At 34.5% G+C, this 18,239-nt stretch carries 14 protein-coding genes; 9 read left to right on the plus strand and 5 right to left on the minus strand.

Annotated elements, in window-relative coordinates; genetic code table 11:
- The 4 genes from M1D94_RS02825 to M1D94_RS02840 form a co-directional block, all read right to left on the minus strand.
- Complete coding sequence (locus M1D94_RS02825) at positions 1-1,026, minus strand: ribitol-5-phosphate dehydrogenase (protein WP_003235523.1); 1,026 nt, start codon at positions 1,024-1,026, stop codon at positions 1-3.
- Positions 1,023-1,736: an IspD/TarI family cytidylyltransferase gene (locus M1D94_RS02830; protein WP_003235520.1), complete on the minus strand. Its 714-nt coding sequence runs from the start codon at positions 1,734-1,736 to the stop codon at positions 1,023-1,025. The genes M1D94_RS02825 and M1D94_RS02830 overlap by 4 nt, the downstream gene beginning before the upstream one ends.
- Positions 1,737-1,822: 86 nt before the next feature.
- Complete coding sequence (locus M1D94_RS02835; RefSeq protein ID WP_326243074.1) at positions 1,823-2,974, minus strand: CDP-glycerol glycerophosphotransferase family protein; 1,152 nt, start codon at positions 2,972-2,974, stop codon at positions 1,823-1,825.
- A 95-nt stretch (positions 2,975-3,069) separates the two neighbouring features.
- Entirely contained in the window at positions 3,070-3,843 is a 774-nt protein-coding gene (locus M1D94_RS02840) for a WecB/TagA/CpsF family glycosyltransferase (RefSeq protein WP_077671004.1), read from the minus strand.
- Between the two features lie 506 nt (positions 3,844-4,349).
- Here M1D94_RS02840 and tagD point away from each other — a divergent pair.
- The 8 genes from tagD to tagH all read left to right on the plus strand — a co-directional run bounded on the left by tagD (position 4,350) and on the right by tagH (position 15,596).
- The gene (gene tagD / locus M1D94_RS02845; protein WP_029318766.1) at positions 4,350-4,739 is read left to right on the plus strand and encodes a glycerol-3-phosphate cytidylyltransferase; all 390 of its coding nucleotides are present in this window, start codon (positions 4,350-4,352) and stop codon (positions 4,737-4,739) included.
- A gap of 98 nt (positions 4,740-4,837) precedes the next feature.
- A complete protein-coding gene (locus tag M1D94_RS02850) occupies positions 4,838-6,022 on the plus strand; it encodes a CDP-glycerol glycerophosphotransferase family protein (RefSeq protein WP_029726008.1) in 1,185 nt (394 codons plus the stop codon).
- Positions 6,023-6,051: 29 nt separating this feature from the next.
- Positions 6,052-7,395, plus strand: a complete 1,344-nt coding sequence (locus tag M1D94_RS02855; RefSeq protein ID WP_144500501.1) for a glycosyltransferase family 2 protein — start codon at positions 6,052-6,054, stop codon at positions 7,393-7,395.
- A gap of 40 nt (positions 7,396-7,435) precedes the next feature.
- Entirely contained in the window at positions 7,436-10,120 is a 2,685-nt protein-coding gene (locus M1D94_RS02860) for a bifunctional glycosyltransferase/CDP-glycerol:glycerophosphate glycerophosphotransferase (RefSeq protein ID WP_282627126.1), read from the plus strand.
- Entirely contained in the window at positions 10,117-10,896 is a 780-nt protein-coding gene (locus M1D94_RS02865) for a DUF6270 domain-containing protein (protein ID WP_172884376.1), read from the plus strand. The genes M1D94_RS02860 and M1D94_RS02865 overlap by 4 nt, the downstream gene beginning before the upstream one ends.
- A 21-nt stretch (positions 10,897-10,917) precedes the next feature.
- A complete protein-coding gene (locus tag M1D94_RS02870) occupies positions 10,918-12,948 on the plus strand; it encodes a DUF6270 domain-containing protein (protein ID WP_456270409.1) in 2,031 nt (676 codons plus the stop codon).
- A gap of 217 nt (positions 12,949-13,165) precedes the next feature.
- A complete protein-coding gene (gene tagG, locus M1D94_RS02875) occupies positions 13,166-13,993 on the plus strand; it encodes a teichoic acids export ABC transporter permease subunit TagG (protein WP_003235506.1) in 828 nt (275 codons plus the stop codon).
- Between the two features lie 19 nt (positions 13,994-14,012).
- Positions 14,013-15,596, plus strand: coding sequence for a teichoic acids export ABC transporter ATP-binding subunit TagH (gene tagH, locus M1D94_RS02880; RefSeq protein ID WP_038829885.1), 1,584 nt, complete (start codon positions 14,013-14,015; stop codon positions 15,594-15,596).
- Positions 15,597-15,634: 38 nt separating this feature from the next.
- On the opposite strand, the gene galU is transcribed toward tagH, so the two are convergent.
- Positions 15,635-16,513 (minus strand): UTP--glucose-1-phosphate uridylyltransferase GalU, encoded by an 879-nt coding sequence (galU, locus tag M1D94_RS02885; RefSeq protein WP_003227944.1) that lies wholly within the window; start codon positions 16,511-16,513, stop codon positions 15,635-15,637.
- 340 nt (positions 16,514-16,853) lie between these two features.
- Here galU and M1D94_RS02890 point away from each other — a divergent pair, with 340 nt between their 5' ends.
- Complete coding sequence (locus tag M1D94_RS02890; protein ID WP_212082510.1) at positions 16,854-18,221, plus strand: alpha-glucosyltransferase N-terminal domain-containing protein; 1,368 nt, start codon at positions 16,854-16,856, stop codon at positions 18,219-18,221.
- The last annotated feature ends 18 nt before the right edge of the window (positions 18,222-18,239 follow it).

Consider the following 18,239-nt stretch of genomic DNA (forward strand, 5'->3'; position numbering starts at 1 on the left):
TTAAATTTCCCATTCAATAACAGTTTTTCCCCAAGATGAAGTCAAATCTGCTTCAAACGCGTTTGTAATTTCCTCAATACTGCGTACCGGGAAGCGTCCGCCAACTAATGTTTCTAAATAATCAACGACTTCAGGGTATTGAGCTAAAAAGTCTACAGTACGGGCAAAATCCTCGCGTCCGCTGCGGCTGCTGCCGATCAGCGTAATCCCTTTTTCAAGCACCATTCTTGTTTCAATTTCAACAGGGTATTCAGACACGCCTAGGAGCGCTACACACGCTTCAGGATGGACATGGGCAATGATTTGCTCAATTGCGCTTTCGCTGCCGCGTCCGCCCACGCATTCAAAGGCATGATCAATTCTGACATCTTCAGGAATGTCGTTAATTTGATAAGCTGCATCAACAAAAGAAAAATGATCAAGCTTGTAAGGTGTTTTTCCGAAAATAAACACCTTGCTGTCTGGATATTTTTTCTTCAGTAGAAGCGTCATGATAAATCCGAGATTTCCGTCCCCCCAGACACCGAATGTGTCACGCTTCTTATGCGCCATGCGCTCAAAGCGGGAAAGCGCGTGAACTGCAATTGTAATAAGCTCAGTGAAGGCTGCGACATGCGGATTAATGCTGTCTGGAAGCTCAACAAGCCGATCAGGCGCCATGAACATATAATCCTGCATAAATCCATCATAACCGCTTGAACGGAATCTGCTGGAACGCAGGTAATTCTCTGCGATGACTTCATGCTCTTCAACCGGTGTATTTGGCACCATAACAACCCGGGTTCCGACTTTAAATGTGCCTGTTGGATCAAACATGACTTTTCCGATCCCTTCATGGATCAGAGCCATCGGCAGTTTTTTGTCCATCGCTTCTTTGCCGCGTGAGCCAGTATAATAACGCTGGTCTGCAGCACAGATGGATAAATGGGTAGGACGGACGACGACCTTATCTGAATGGACAACTTTATCTTTATATGTCACTTCAAATTGTCGGGCAGAAACTAAACGATATGTTTGATTAATCATTGTGAAATTCGCTCCTGTAAAATGGCATTAGCCACTTTTAAGTCATATGGTGTCGTTACTTTAATGTTAAAGACTTCACCGCGGACCAGCTTCACTTTTTCACCCGCTAACGAGCAGATCTTGCAAGCGTCAGTAAGGACAGCTTTTTGCTCATCGGACAGTTTATTATAAAGCTCGACCAATTTGCTGATCCGGAAGCTTTGCGGTGTTTGCCCCTGATACATGTTATCGCGGACAGGGATATCAGAAATAAATTCCTGGTCTTCTGAAGCAATAATTGTATCAATGGCTGAGATAACAGTATCAACCGCGCCGTATTGAAGAACAGCATCAATGTTTTCATCGATAATGCGATGAGTGAGAAACGGACGCACAGAATCGTGAGTGATGATCACGTCATCATCCTGAATACCGAATTCTTTTTCAATATAGCGGATGCCGCTCATAATAGATTCATTACGGTCGCTGCCGCCTTCAACGACAATCAGGCGATCATCCTGCCCGATGAATTTCTTTAAAATGTCTTTTGTATGGTTAATCCACTCTTTAGGGGAGACGATTAAAATCTTATCGAAACGGTCATTTAATAAAAACTTTTCAACCGTATGAATGATAATTGGGCGTTTATTTAACGGCAAAAACTGTTTTGGCATATTAACGTTCCCCATGCGGGAACCTTTTCCACCGGCTAGAATCTCAGCATAAATCATAAAATGACTCCTTCCTTACTACAACATAATGTTTTATAAAAGGTTTTCATATTATTTGCAATACCGATCTCTATTATATATAAAGATCAGTTTAATTTCTCATTTACATAGCTTAAAAGCAGCTTGCTGGCATTCCCTCTCGAGTACAGATTCCATTCACGTGAAAAGCGCTCCACTTCAGATTGAAGCCTGTTCATATCTTTCAGCTGGTCCAAGAGCATTCCTGAATCACGGCAAGGAACCCCAGGGATTACCTCTGTATAATGGCAGATTAAACCGCGGGTTCTGTTGTAAGCCTCCATATCATACGTATAAAACAAAATGGGTTTGTCCAGCAAAGCAAATTCAAAAGGGACAGAAGAATAATCTGATATTAACAGATCACTCATTTTTAAAAGGTCTGCAAGAGGGAGATCTGATACGTCTTTTATCCACGCACTATCCCCATGCAATTGAGCAGATTGCTTCATAACAGGATGAAGTTTTACTGCAAGTAAATATTCTCCTTTTAAATCATGCTGCAGCTGTTTTTCTGAAAACGGCAGCGAAAAGCTTTCAAACTGATGATCCCTAAAGGTTGGCGCATACAGGATGATTTTTTTCTCTGCTGGCAGGTGATATTTGCTTTTAAGGTCATTGCTGTTTTCTTTCACCTCATAGTAAGCATCGGTTAAAGGCACGCCAAACCGAAGAAATTTATCACCTTTTATATCGAAGAATTCCTTGAATATGTCAGCCATATGTTCAGAACCGACGACAATCCGGTCAAATGAAGCATACACTTTGCGAAAGCGTCTCACGTCAGCCCGCGAACGATTCTGTGTGTTGATATCCTTTAACCCAAATCGTTTAAACGCTCCATTCGCATGCCAAACTTGGATACACTCGATATCAGGTCTGCAGGTCAAAACGGTTGTCAAAACAAAATAGTTATCAACAATCACAGCTTTACTGCTCAGCATAGAAAAGACCGCTTTATATATATGAAGCGGGTGTTTTTCGTTAATAACTGAAACAGTAAGCTCAGGAAATTCTGTTTCCAGCGATTTGGCATGCTGGGTCAGAAGTACATGAATGGGAAATGAGTAGTGTCCCATCTGATATTCCTTTAATATTGCCCGGGCATTATCAGGAAAGGAAACAAGAAGGGTCACTTGACTTCCCGGTTTGACCCAAAACAGCAATGCGCCGATGACTTTGATGAACAAATAGTAAAAAAACGCAAACCAGGATTTCAATCTGTCATCAGCTCAAAACGGCTGCCGCGGATTGTCGGCAGGCACAGCGAAAGATTCATGCATTTCATTACATACCATAGCTCCTTTAAGGCCCATTACAGATGGCGTGATTGATCTTTGACCTGTCCCGTATATTGCGGCTTTGCTGAAGTTCGTTCATGTTTCAGCACGGCTGTAACATACTTAGGAATGCTAAGCATTCTTCTCCAGCGCGCAGGGTTTGTGATCAGCCTGTACATCCATTCAAGGTGAAAACGGATAAAAAATGAGGGCGCTCTTTTGACATTGCCGCTGAACACATCAAAGCTTCCGCCCAGCCCTACAGAAACAGCCTGAGGGAATAGATGTCGGTATTTATGGATAAAGAACTCCTGATTAGGATAACCTAAAGCAACAAATACCATGTCAGGATTTGAGGCTGCGATCTTGTCTGCCACCTCATGTTGATTCTTCACATAACCGTCAGAATATCCGGCAATTTCAATCCCAGGATAATCACGTTCGACTCGCTCGATTGTCTGAGCAATCACATGCTTAGCTGCACCGTAAAAGAAAACCCGTTTTTTCTTTTGATCAGCCTTCTCAAGCAAAGACGTAAACAAATCATAACCGGCGATTCTGGATTGAAGCGGCTTACCAATTAGCTTGGAAACCAACACAACACCAATGCCATCCGGCAAAATAAAATCAGCAGATGAAAGAACCGCTTCATAACGCGGATTTTGCATCGCTTCAAATCCGATTTCAGGATTCGCTGTTACGATGAACGCACCTTTATTCTGGTCCAAAAATGACATTTCTAAATGTGATACAAATGAAGTCAGTTCACCGTCTACAAAATCTAATTGATTAATGGGTTTCGTTTGCATCGTATCAACCCTCCTTTTCATCTATATGTCTATAAAAAACACGTGTCATTCGTATAGTTTGATTAAAGACTCTTTGTCTGAAAACATTTTACTCTATCTTACCACAAAAATCTTTAGGAACTTTTAACATTCACATTACAATTCCTTCACGTTTTGACGATGAATTAATATGAGGAGGGCGTACAAAATAAATGACGCAGCAGAAAGAAAATCGTTTCACTTAAAAACACGACAAAAGATTCGATTTTTTCGAAAAAGAAAACTTGTTATAATGGGTATGGATAAGACATTAGACCTGTAAAAATTATACATCAATACAACGATGATACCAAAAAATGCTGGTGATTGACATTTTTAAAGAGCCTTAACTTTTATAGGAACTTATGCTATTATTGTTCAATATTAATGGTACGTAAAAAATGTGTCGAAATTATAAACAATCTGTTAAGGTTTGTGGTTTTTTCTGGTACTCTCAGTTGAAAACAGTTGGAAGGTGATGTTATCTGATGAAGAAAGTGATAACGTACGGAACATTTGATTTATTTCATTATGGACACATGAAGCTGCTACAAAGAGCAAAAAATCTGGGTGATTACTTAATCGTGGGATTATCTACAGATGAATTTAATCTTCAAAAACAAAAAAAATCGCATCATTCCTATGAACATCGAAAATTCATTTTAGAAACAATTGATTTTGTGGATGAAGTGATTCCCGAAAAAAACTGGGAACAAAAAATTTCAGATATTCAAAAGTACGATATAGATACATTTGTGATCGGCGATGATTGGAAAGGGAAATTTGACTTCTTAAAGGAATATTGTGAGGTCATTTACCTTCCGAGAACAGAAGGCATTTCAACTACCCAAATCAAAAAAGACATGGCTAGTTTATAGAAGCACTAACTTAAAGAGGCTTGAAGTAATTCAGTTGCTTCTTTTTTTCTTGTTTGCTGAGATAAGTATTTAATTGTTCGACATTTAAGGAGTCTAAAATGAAATCAAAGATTTTAATGAAATATAGAAGTCTATTGGTCAGAGTATACTCAATTGCTTTTAGAACAATTGGGCTTTTGCCCAGGAATGAAAAATTAATCATCTTCGAAAGCTATTCCGGCAAACAATTCAGCTGTAATCCACGAGCAATTTTTGAGTATCTTGAGGAAAATAAAGATAAATATGATTACCGATTAATCTGGAGTATAGATAAAAGAAACAAAGATTTATTTGATAATTTAGATGTGAAATATTTAAAAAGATTCTCTCTCAAATGGCTATGGTATATGGCTACAGCGAAATATTGGATAACAAACAGCCGCTTGCCGTTATGGATCCCAAAACCGAGAAAAACCACATATGTGCAGACTTGGCACGGAACTCCCCTAAAAAAACTTGCAAATGACATGGACGAAGTACATATGCCCGGCACGACGACTGAACAATATAAAAAAAACTTCCTGAAAGAAGCTAGTAAATGGGATTATCTCATTTCCCCTAATGCATACTCTACGGAGATTTTTAGAAGTGCTTTTCAGTTTAAAAGAACCTTTATTGAATCTGGCTATCCGAGGAATGACTTTTTACATAAAGAAAATAAATATGAAGAAATGCTAAAAATAAAAGACAGATTAGGTATTGATAGAGATAAGAAAATTATTTTGTATGCCCCAACTTGGAGAGACAACTCATTTTATGCTAAAGGTAAATATAAATTTAATATGGTTTTAGATTTAGAAAGTCTTAAAGACCAATTAAGTGATGAATATATTCTTATTTTAAGGATGCACTATCTTGTATCTGAGAATATTAACTTAACTGCGTACAAGGGTTTTGCTTATGATTTTTCAAATCATAATGATATTAGAGAGCTATATTTAATATCAGATATATTAATAACAGATTATTCTTCGGTGTTTTTTGATTTTGCCGGTTTAAAAAGGCCGATCCTTTTTTATGTTCCTGATATTGAATTTTATAGAGATAAACTAAGAGGCTTTTACTATGATTTTGAAAAATGTGCTCCGGGACCTCTTCTTAAAACAACAGAAAAAGTAATTGAAGCCATACACAAAACAAAGCACTATAAGCAGGATGAAAACCTTACTTCGTTTTATGATCAATTTTGTTATTTGGAAAAAGGTGATTCATCTAAAAAAGTTGTTGAAGAAATACTTGGATAAAAACATTTTCTTTTAAAGGAGTACTTGAAATGTTGTTTTCAATTGTAATGCCTGTTTATAATTCGGGGTTATATCTAAGTGAAGCCATTGACAGTATCATTGATCAAACTTTTAATTTTGAAGAAAACATCGAAATTATATTAATTGAAAATAATAGTATCGACAATTCGAAAAACATATGTGAAAAATATGCAACAGCATTTCCGAATAATATAAAAATTATTTATCAAGATACACCAAATGTCAGTTTAGCAAGAAATAATGGATTAAAATTTTGTGAAAATAGTGAATTTATAGGCTTTATTGATTCAGACGACAAAATTTCACCAAATGCTATTGTAGAAGTATTAAAGTTTTTTAAAAAACATACCGATATTAATTTAGCGGTGCTGCCGCTATTTTTCTTTGACAATAAAAATGGAGAGCATTCACTTAATTATAGATTTAAAAGTAATAAAAACATTGTAAACATAACTGATAATTACTCTTCTGTTCACTATCACATTGGTGGAACATTTTTTCGGAAAAAAGCAATAGATCGTTTAGGAATTTCTTTTAATGAACAGATGGATTTTTGGGAAGATGTTTTATTTATTAATACTTTTTTAATTAAAGAACAAAAATATGGTCTTATTCCTGATGCTAAGTATTTCTATAGAAAAAGAAAAGAGGAAAATTCTCTCGTAGACACTTCATGGTATAAAAAAAATAGGTATACTTTTTTACTTAAAAATGGTTATGAGGAAATGATCAAAAGATCATTAGAGGAATACGGTGAGGTAATACCTTATATTCAATGCTTAATTCTAAATCATGTAAAGTTATTTATTATTCAAAAAAACAATAACTTGATTTATGAAGTACTAGATGAGACAGAACAACTGGAGTTCTTCAGAGAATTATATAAAATTTTAAAATATATGGATGAAAAGTTAATTATCAATCAAAAAATGAAAACATACTTAAAAGAGTATCTGATTTCATTTAAACGATGGGGTTATCCTGTTAATAAACTTATTCAAATAGGAAAAATTGAAAACGAAAAAGTTGTAATTACTTCATGGAGAGTCAATAAATTTTCTATTGAGCTAACTGTGAGTTTGAGTAATGAAGAATCTGCAATTAAAGATGAAAATAATGTTTACATCTCTTATGGAAAAAAATTCATAAGGGCCAAGTTAAATGAACAAACACAAAAGAATATTGTTATTTGGAAAACTACTGTTAGAGATAGAAAATATTCTTCTTACCAATTAAAAATTCCTTTAGGAGTTATTTTTTTTAGGTTTATAGTTGAAAAAGATAATCATTATGTTTATCTCCAAAAAGTCAATGTTTTAAATAAATTATTTAAGAGGTTAATACGAATCTAATTCTTTTCTATAAAACAAAATTCAAAAGGAGAATGAAAACTTGGAACAAAAGAATTTTTTCTTTTCTATTATAATGGCAATTTACAATGTTGAAGAATTTTTAGATGAAGCAATAACAAGCATAATTGATCAGGCACTTGATTTTGAGCATCATATACAGTTGATTTTAGTCAACGATGGAAGTGTTGATGCATCAGGGGAAATTTGCTTAAAGTATAAAGAAGCGTATCCAGAAAATATAGTCTTTATCGATAAGGAGAATGGCGGAGCAAGTAGTGCGCGTAATGAGGGTTTAAAATATGCCAAAGGTAAATATATTAATTTCTTAGATCCTGATGATACATTGTCCCCTTCAACCCTTTTAAAAGTATATGATTTCTTTGAAAAGAATTATTCTAAAGTCGATGTAGTTTCTATTCCAATGATGATGTTTGGTAAAACAAGTGGTCCACACTTATTAAATTATAAATTTGATAAAACTAGGCTAGTTCATATCTTGAAAGAACATACAGGAATTCAATTATCAGCACCAAGTTCATTCGTGAAAAAAGAAGCTGTTAAAAATCACTTTTTTAATGAAGATATGGCCTACGCTGAAGATAGTGAATGGCTGACTAAAATTATAATGAAGCGCCAAGTATACGGTATTGTGTCAGAAGGACAATATAATTATCGACGAAGAGAAGATGCGTCATCTGCAACTCAAACAGGTAAAAATGATAAAAAATGGTATGTAGATTATTTGAAGAATTTCTCTCGAGAATTAATTAATCATAGTATTACAACATTAGGATACGTTCCAAGATACATTCAGTATATGATTGCCTATGACTTGCAGTGGAGAATAAATATAGAAGACAGAACTGATGTTTTGACGGATAAGGAAGTTGAAGAGTTTTTTGACTTGCTAGAAAGAATACTTGCATTTATAGATGACGACATAATCTTTGAACAAAAATCTCTAAACTTACACAGAAAATATTTTTTAATCAAATTGAAATATCGAAATGAAAAAAATGTATTTAAAAAGATCTTTTTGAATCGTAATGTGAATTTATATTTTAAAGAGAAATTAATTAATTCTATGAGATATGAAGCTATAACAATGGAGCTATTAAGTATTGAAAAGGGGATTTTAACCCTTGAAGGTAATTTTGGTTCATTATTTGATGCCGCAGAATTAGAAGTGAAAGCATGTGTCAATGACAAAATATATCATGCCGAAAAAATTGATAGAACAGTACACAACTTATATTGCTTAAATAAGCCAGTTAAAGAGTACCTGGGCTTTAAGGTTGATATCCCAGTTGGTGAGCTTGCAAATAACTCGAATATTGAAATGATGATTTCATCAAATGGAAAACTAATAAAAGTAAAAATTAACTTTGGACGATTATTCCCGCTGGATAAACATATAGTTGATTTCTATACCAAAAATGGTATAGGGATTTATTTCGATCATAAACTTAATAATTTAGTAGTTCTAAAAGATAAAAATCAGATTATTAGAGCAAAAGAAAAGCGGGCTCAAAGACGTTTTAAGACCTTTAATAAAATAGGTGCTGAGAAAGCATCAAATGTAAGAAAGATTATGGAACACCTCTATAAAATAAAGAAAAATAAAAGAGTATGGCTTTTTATGGATAGAATCAACAAGGCAGATGATAATGCTGAAGCATTATTTGAATATGCAATGCAGCAGAATGATGGCATCAAAAAATATTTTATTATCAGTAAAGATAGTCCAGATTATAACAGGCTGAAAAAAATAGGACCAGTTGTTGCATACGGGTCACCTAAGCACAAATTTTTACATTTACTTGCCGATGAAATTATCTCTTCACATGCAGATGATTATGTAGTCAACCCGTTTGTGAATATGAGGAAATATTATAAGGACTTATTTAAATTTAACTTTGTTTTTCTTCAACATGGAATTACGAAAGATGATATTTCGGGATGGCTTAATAAGTATAAGAAAAATATTAGACTATTTATAACAGCCGCTCAACCTGAGTATGAGTCTATAATTAATGGTCATTATAATTATTCAAAAAGAGAAGTAATTCTAACTGGATTTCCTAGATTTGATAAGCTTGTTAATCATAATCATAAAAAGATATTAATTATGCCAACATGGAGAAATCATTTAGTAGGAAAAATAAATCCGCAAACAGGGAAAAGAGATTATTCACCACTCTTTAAAAACTCAGTTTATTTTAATGAACTTAATAATTTATTAAATGATGCTAAACTTATTAATGAGGCTAATGAAAAAGGATACGAGATCGTATTCTTCCCGCATCCAAATATTGTTCAGCAGTTGAAAGATTTCAACAAAAATAGTTCAGTGAGGATTGCGGACATTAATGAAAGTTATCGAGATCATTTCAATAATAGTGCGATTTTAGTTACAGATTATTCATCCGTTGCATTTGACTTTGCTTATCTTAAAAAACCTGTTTTTTACTTCCAATACGAAAAAAATCACTTGGAAAAAGGGTATTTTGATTACAATTCAATGGGGTTTGGAGAAGTAATTGCTGATAAAGATGCTTTAGTTGATAAGCTGATAAATTGTATGGAAAACGATTGTATAATGGATGCCAAATATATTGATAGAGTAAATCAATTTTATAAGTATACGGATAAAGAAAACTGTAAACGTGTTTATCAACAAATTATTAGTCTAGGAACTAATATTAAAGAGGGAATAAAGAAATGAAAAAAGTAGCGGTTTACGGTAGTTGTGTTACACGGGATAATTTTAACTCTCAATTTAATGCTGATTATAAAAATTTTTTTGATTGTGTATTGACCCAAAACCAATCGTCCATTATTTCAACAATGAGTAAACCTAACTACATTGTTATTGATAATGAGAACATGTCTAATCATGAAAAAAACACTTTAAAGACGGATTTTGAGAATAGCTTTCTAACCGAGATTAAATCTGTTCAGCCAGATATATTAATTTTAGATTTTTTTGCAGATGTGCATTTTGGTTACGTAGAAATTTCTAGCAATCAGTATATTACAAATAACAGGTGGACACTTCCTAAAACAAATTACTATAAACTTTCAATTCAAAATAAAAAGCAAAGCTTTAATATTGAAGATCATTTTGAAAAATATTTTTCACTATGGAAACAAAAGTTTAATCTTTTTTATAACTATGTGAAATTAAATTGTCCCGATATCAAAATTATCTTAAATAGTGCAAGAAATGTTCATCATTTTTTTGATAAAGAAGATAAGAAAAAGTTGCTTATTAATGGAGGAAACATCAAGATAATTGATGTTGATTATTATAATAGTGTTTGGAGCAAATTTGATTCGTACGTATTAGACAGCTTCAGTGATGTAGAGGCAATAAGTTTATTCGAAAATAAAAAATATAATTCATATGAAAACCATCCATGGGGCAAATTTTATGTTCATTATACAATGGATTACTATACCAATTTTTTGGACCAGTTAAAAAACTCAGTCTTTAAATAAATAGTATACGGAGGATTCATCGTGAAAATTGAGATAATGAACATTTCTGTAAATCTTAAAAATGATGGGTGGATAATCTTTGGTCATACACACAGAATCGAGGAATTTGAGGGCCTGGCTTTAAAATTAAAGACTAATAACATAGCCTTTGAGCAGCCTATTCAGATAAAGCTTCCTTATTCTTATATGCATAAGGAAGGTTATTTCTTATGTGAAGTGAAATTTGCTCATATAATAAAGTCGAAAAAACTCGCCTTCTCTAATGAGTGGGAATTGACAGTATTAAACCAAGATGCCCAATTACTAATTAGCTGTCTCGATGGTCAACACAAACTAGAAATAAAGCAACCAGATTCTTTGTATTTTGGGGTCTGCTCATTAGTGAATAATAAATTAGTCATTACAGTACAGCCTGACAATGCAAAATTCAGTATATTTAGTATTGAAGAGGGTAATTCACCTGACAAGCTTCATTTAAAACTTCAAATAAAGGGAGAGAAGCATAAATTATTTGAAAACAACGATTTACTATTCGTTCTTTCACGTAGGCCACATGGAACCCTTTATCAATTTCATGAAGAACAAATAGAACTTGGAAAACTGTCTCAAACTGATGACCACTTTGAGGTTGACCTTGATTTATATAATCTTCCGGATAATATTATTGTTGACGATTCAAACATTTGGGATTTTTATATCAAATTAGACAATAATTCTGAATCTATTTTGCTTTCTTGTTTAGTTGATAAAGAATTGCCAAGTTCTCTTGATAAATTAAGTGCACTGAGAAGCCACCCATTTCATTATGTCAAATTAAACAAAACAGGAAGCAACTCATTATCTCTGCACACATATCGAAAAGATACAAATATTGCTCAATTAACCTCATTTGAAGAAAATGACAAGATCGTAAGGCTTTATATTAAGATAAATACTAAGATAAATTCACAATGTAAAGTAGTTTTTAGAAAAAGAGAGAAAAAAGGAAATGGTTTCGAATATTATTTTTCTCAAGAATACAGTCTTCTAAATAACGGTGATCGATTTTTTTGTGAGATAGACAAAGGAAATTTGTTAAAATTGCTAAGAAAAGATCATGCGAGTGTATGGGACGTGTTCATTTTAATTGATAGTAAAGACTATGTTTATATTAGCTGTAATGAAAATATTGAGACTGATTATTTTAATATAGCTGATGGATATAAAGTGAAGTTCTTTAAAAATGGTGGAAATCGATTATCTTTGTATATGCTTTTTGACTCAAATAAAGATGCAGATACACTTAATATAGCTGTTTTAGGTACTTGTTTTAGCAGAAATGCATTCAATTCGTCATCATTTTTTAACCCTGATTACAAAAAATTTTATAAATGTTGTTATACACAATTCCATTCATCAGTCATCAGTTTGATGTCTGATCCTGTAGATATAGATTTTAATCAATTTAATGATGTTAAAGAAAGTGATCGGCCATGGGTAGAAACGGATTTTAAAAAAAACTTCTTTGTAAAGTTGAAAGAAGCAAAACCGGATTACATTATTATTGATTTTTATTGCGACGCGAGTAAGCCGGTCATTAGAACTCAGGAAAATAATTATGTGACTTGTAACTATTTTATTGAAGTAAGTAAGTTCTTATCAAATTGGGATAACATACACATCATAAATCATCATGAAAATCAGAGGTATTTTGAGCTTTGGAAGAAAAATATTGGTAAATTTCTCGATAAGTTAAAAACCATTATTCCTGAAGATAAAATTATATTGAATAAGGGCAGATTTACCGAAACATATTATGGAATGGATGGTAAAATAAAAACATTTGATGATATTCCAATGATAAGGAGAAATAATTACTTTTGGGATAAATTAGATAATTATTTCCTGTCTATTGCCCCTTCAGCAAAGGTAATAGATTTGTCTGATACAAAGTTTATAGGAGATGAAAGATATCCTTATGGTTTATCTTATTCTCATTATGAATCAGATTACTACAGAGAATTTTTTAACAGATTATTAAAAATCACATCAGAAGACCAAATGAAAAATTAATTACATGAATAGTTCTAAAATAAGGTTGTTGTTATCTTATCTTTTTTTAGAACTATTCTTTTTATATTAGTTGTATATTGGATTTTTAAATTAACAAGTGGGTCTGTCGACTATTACATGAAAAATGAATGAATATCTGTTACAATATTCACCGGTGCTTTCAAATTTCTTTAACCGAAAGATCCAAAAAATCATTTAAGTCTAAGGAAGATAAACAATGAATGCATTAGTAAGAATCGTAAAAGAGCAAGTGACATCGTTTCCTTTAATTTTGCGCTTAGCTTCGTATGAGACAAAGTCTCAGTATCAGATGAATTATCTTGGCGTATTATGGCAGTTTCTCAATCCTCTCATTCAAATGCTGGCGTATTGGTTTGTATTTGGTATGGGGATTCGTAACAGCAAGCCAGTCATAACAGGTATTGGAGAAGTTCCTTTTATTGTTTGGATGCTGGCTGGTTTGATCCCGTGGTTTTTTATTAGCCCGACGATTCTGGATGGATCAAACAGTGTATTTAAACGGATCAATATGGTGGCGAAAATGAATTTTCCGATCAGTTCACTGCCTTCTGTTGTGATTGCTTCAAATTTATTTAGTTATTTTGTAATGATGGGTGTTTATGTCATTGTGCTTTTAGCAAGCGGTATTTATCCTAGCTTGCATTGGATACAATATATTTACTATTTAATCTGCATGATTGTGTTTATGTTTTCATTTAGCTTGTTTAACTCTACAATCAGTGTGCTTGTCAGAGATTATCAATTTCTGCTGCAGGCCGTAACCAGATTATTGTTCTTTTTACTTCCGATTTTTTGGAATATCTCAGAGCAGCTCGGGAAAAATCACCCGAATCTTCTGCCTGTGCTTAAGCTGAATCCGATTTTTTATCTGATAGAAGGATTTAGGAACAGCTTCTTAGACGGAAAATGGTTTTTCCAAGACATGAAGTACACGCTGTATTTCTGGCTGTTCACATTCCTTTTATTGTTAGTGGGTTCTATTCTGCATATGAAATTCAGAGACAAGTTTGTTGACTTTCTTTAATACGTAAGGAGATTGTACGATGAAACTAAAAGTTTCGTTTCGAAATGTTTCAAAGCAATATCATTTGTATAAAAAACAATCGGACAAGATAAAAGGATTGTTTTTTCCGGCTAAGGATAATGGTTTTTTTGCTGTGCGGAATGTCTCCTTTGACGTGTATGAGGGAGAGACAATCGGCTTTGTAGGGATAAATGGATCAGGGAAATCAACCATGTCTAACCTGCTGGCTAAAATTATTCCGCCGACCAGCGGTGAAATTGAAATGAACGGCCAGCCGTCGCTGATTGCGATTGCTGCCGGTTTAAATAACCAATTAACGGGCCGGGACAATGTCCGGCTCAAGTGTTTGATGATGGGGTTAACCAATAAAGAAATTGATGATATGTATGACAGCATCGTTGAATTTGCCGAGATTGGCGATTTTATTAATCAGCCGGTTAAAAACTATTCTAGCGGGATGAAATCTCGTCTCGGTTTTGCGATTTCCGTGCATATTGACCCTGACATTTTAATAATTGACGAAGCGCTTTCTGTAGGGGACCAAACGTTTTATCAGAAGTGTGTAGACAGAATAAATGAGTTTAAAAAGCAAGGAAAAACGATTTTCTTTGTCAGCCACTCAATCGGTCAGATTGAAAAGATGTGTGACCGTGTTGCTTGGATGCACTATGGCGAGCTTCGTATGTTTGATGAAACAAAAACGGTTGTCAAAGAGTATAAAGCGTTTATTGACTGGTTTAATAAGCTGTCTAAAAAAGAAAAAGAGACATATAAAAAAGAGCAGACGGAAGAGAGGAAGAAAGAAGATCCTGAAGCGTTTGCCCGTTTCCGCCAAAAGAAGAAAAAGCCGAAATCATTGGCTAATGCGGTTCAAATTGCTATTTTGTCTATCCTGACTGTATTCATGGCAGGAACGATGTTCTTTAATGCTCCGCTTCGTACAATTGCTTCGTTTGGCGCTATTCCGCAAAATGAAGTGAAGAACCATCATGGCAATGCAAAGGGCAAGTCAGAGGAACGCTTAACTGCAGTCAATAAGCAAGGGTTTATAGCAAATGAAAAAGCCGCTGCTTATAAAGATCAGGGTTTGAAACAGAAGGCTGACGTTACACTGCCATTCGGTACAGAGGTGACGGTAGCTGCAAAAGGCAAACAAGCAGCGAAAATAAAATTTGACGGGCACTCTTATTATGTGAAAAAGAGCGCTGTTGCAGCTAACATGAAACATGCTGAATTGCATGCCGCTGCATTTACGTCTTATGTCTCGCAAAACGCAGCTTCTTCCTATGAATACTTTCTGAAATTCCTGGGAGACAGCAGAACCAGCATTCAATCCAAGTTGAATGGATATACTGAAGGGGATACGGCTGACGGCAGAAAAACGTTAGATTTTGATTATGAAAAAATCAGCTATGTGTTGGAGAATGATAAAGCAACAGAGCTTATTTTTCATAACATTTCTCCTATCACCCCGGCGTCACTATCCTTAAGTGATAGCGATGTATTGTATGACAGCAGCAAGAAGCGTTTTCTTGTGAATACAGCTGATCAGGTTTTTGCAGTTGATAATGAAGAGCATACACTGACTTTGATGTTGAAATAAAAAAAGGCTATTGGATGAATGTCCAATAGCCTTTTTGTTTAGATTTCTTCTTTGTTTAGTAAACCTTCCATAAATGGAACGAGCTGATCGCGAAGCTCTTTATCCTGCATCGCAAATTCTAGAGTTGTTGTGATAAAGCCGAGCTTTTCACCAACATCATAACGCTTGCCTTCAAAGTCGTAAGCAAACACTCTTTGAATTTCATTCAGTTTTTGAATGGCGTCTGTGAGCTGAATTTCTCCGCCGGCGCCAACCTGCTGCTCTTCTAAATACATGAAGATCTCAGGCGTGAATACGTAACGGCCTAAGATGGCAAGATTAGAAGGTGCTGTGCCTTTAGGCGGTTTTTCAACGAAGTTTTTCACCTGATAACGGCGGCCTTCACTTGTCAGCGGGTCAATAATGCCGTAGCGGTGTGTTTCTTCTTCAGGCACCTGCTGAACACCGATAATAGAAGAAAGTGTTTTTTCATATTCATCCATTAATTGGCGCAACCCTGGTGTTTCAGCCTGAACAATATCGTCTCCAAGCAGTACCGCAAACGGCTCATCGCCGATAAAGTTGCGCGCGCACCAGACAGCATGTCCGAGACCTTTAGGTTCTTTTTGGCGGATATAGTGAATGTCAGCCAGGTTAGAAGCCTTTTTCACTTTTTCAAGCAGCTCAGTTTTTCCTTTTTCTTCTAGGTTTCTTTCAAGCTCAGGAGAGTAATCAAAATGATCCTCAATCGCACGCTTGCTTTTTCCTGTTACGATAATAATATCTTCAATACCGGCTTCAACAGCTTCTTCAATTATGTATTGAATGGTAGGTTTATCAACGATAGGAAGCATTTCTTTCGGCATTGCTTTCGTAGCCGGCAAGAATCTCGTTCCGAGACCTGCGGCAGGGATTATGGCTTTACGTACTTTTTTCAATTTCAAAGCACCTTCCTTAAGAACAGATTTAGGGTCACTCTTTTGAATGCTGAGTATTTAAAATGTTTGAGTTTCTTTTCTCATCAATACCCTATTTTCATTCTGTTAAACACATTTAATCATATAAGAAAAACCAATATTAAACAAGAGTCAATTCAGTGACTTTGGGGTCGAGGAAATACAAAAAAATATCATTAATTGATAGATATAACAGTTTCACCTGATCCGGTATTTCAAGAAATATAACAGCTTCTTCATCTCTAGAGCCTGCTCAGCAAAAGTGATATAATGTAGTTCTGAAAATGTGACTGTACGAATTTATTCGAAAGGTAATAAATAGATGATGACAATTAAGGTTTCTACTCCAAAATTAGCATTTGTTTGTCAAGAGCTGAATGCTGCAAAAAAGTTTAGTATCAATACGATCGATTGGAATTATCCAATGGAAATTGTCACTTTACATCATGAGCCCAATGGGCCTTCTTCTTTTAAAGATACTGCTGTTATTAATATGTACAGCTACTTTAAAGGTTCTGAACCTCAGAAAGATAAAATCAAGCATCCGATTGAACAAGAAGGTTTAACATATATTCAAGAACCAAATAAGCCAATTTATCGTTATTACAATAATGGACGTTATATCAAATATCAAAGGTTTACAGCATCAGGAGAACTTGCTGTCATTGATTACTTTAATGAAAGCAGGCAAAGGTTTAAAAGGGAAGAATATGATTTGTCTGGATATGTACACAGCTTAATGTACATGGATCTGGACACTAACAAACCGAAGCAGCATCTTTATTTAAGGGCAGATGGCACTTGTTATATGACAAAATGGTATAAGAATGATGGAACAACTGAAAAAATTGTCATTTTTGACGAAAAAGAGAATATAGTCAGTGTATTGTATTCAGAAAATGAACTTTCCCGTTATTTTCTGAGCCGCTTGATAAAGGAAGCGGATTATTTATTTATGACTTCTGAAGTTGAGTTATATACTACATTAAAATCTCTTTCAGTTGAATATTCTTCCATGTATCTAGGTTTTATAGAGACGAATGAGATGTTGGAAAACCTTGAAAAGGAAATAGGCCACCTTGATGCTTTCGTGGTTCCTTCCTTGAAGAGATATCATGACATAATTAAAAATACGGGGCCTCGCACAAATATTTATTACGTTTCTGAAGAGCCGTTTACCCGCAAGCGTTTTGTGGACAAACTAATAGATCAGGTGCCATTTAATAATCAATTGAAGGATATGAATGTTGAGCTGTTAATGGCAGAATGGCAATCAAAATCCGATTTATATCTGTCAGCCAAGGTTGAATTTAAAGGCTGCATTCCTCCCCATTCTGTAGGCCGCCATAAAATGTATTGGAAGTTAAAAAATAAAAAGAGCGGCACTGAAAGCACGTTTAACGCAAAAGTAAACAGCGAGGAAGAACTAATATTTACCGTAAGCGGTACACTTCGTGTTCACTCTGTATTAGATCAGTTGTCCACCATTGAATTGCATCTCTGTTCCGAGTGGGATAATAGCTTCTTTGCATCAGGTGTGCGAATAACCGGTTCAAAGGAAATTCCATTATCAGAACAAAGTATTTCAGGCTGGCAAGTTACTTTAGAAAAAGAAAATAATTATTTGCGTGTTCAGACTGCCGAGGGATTTCGGAGAAAATTAATGAAACGGCTGTTTGTGAAAAAATAGCAGACAAGGTTTTACCAG

The organism is Bacillus sp. JZ109, assembly GCF_053903135.1.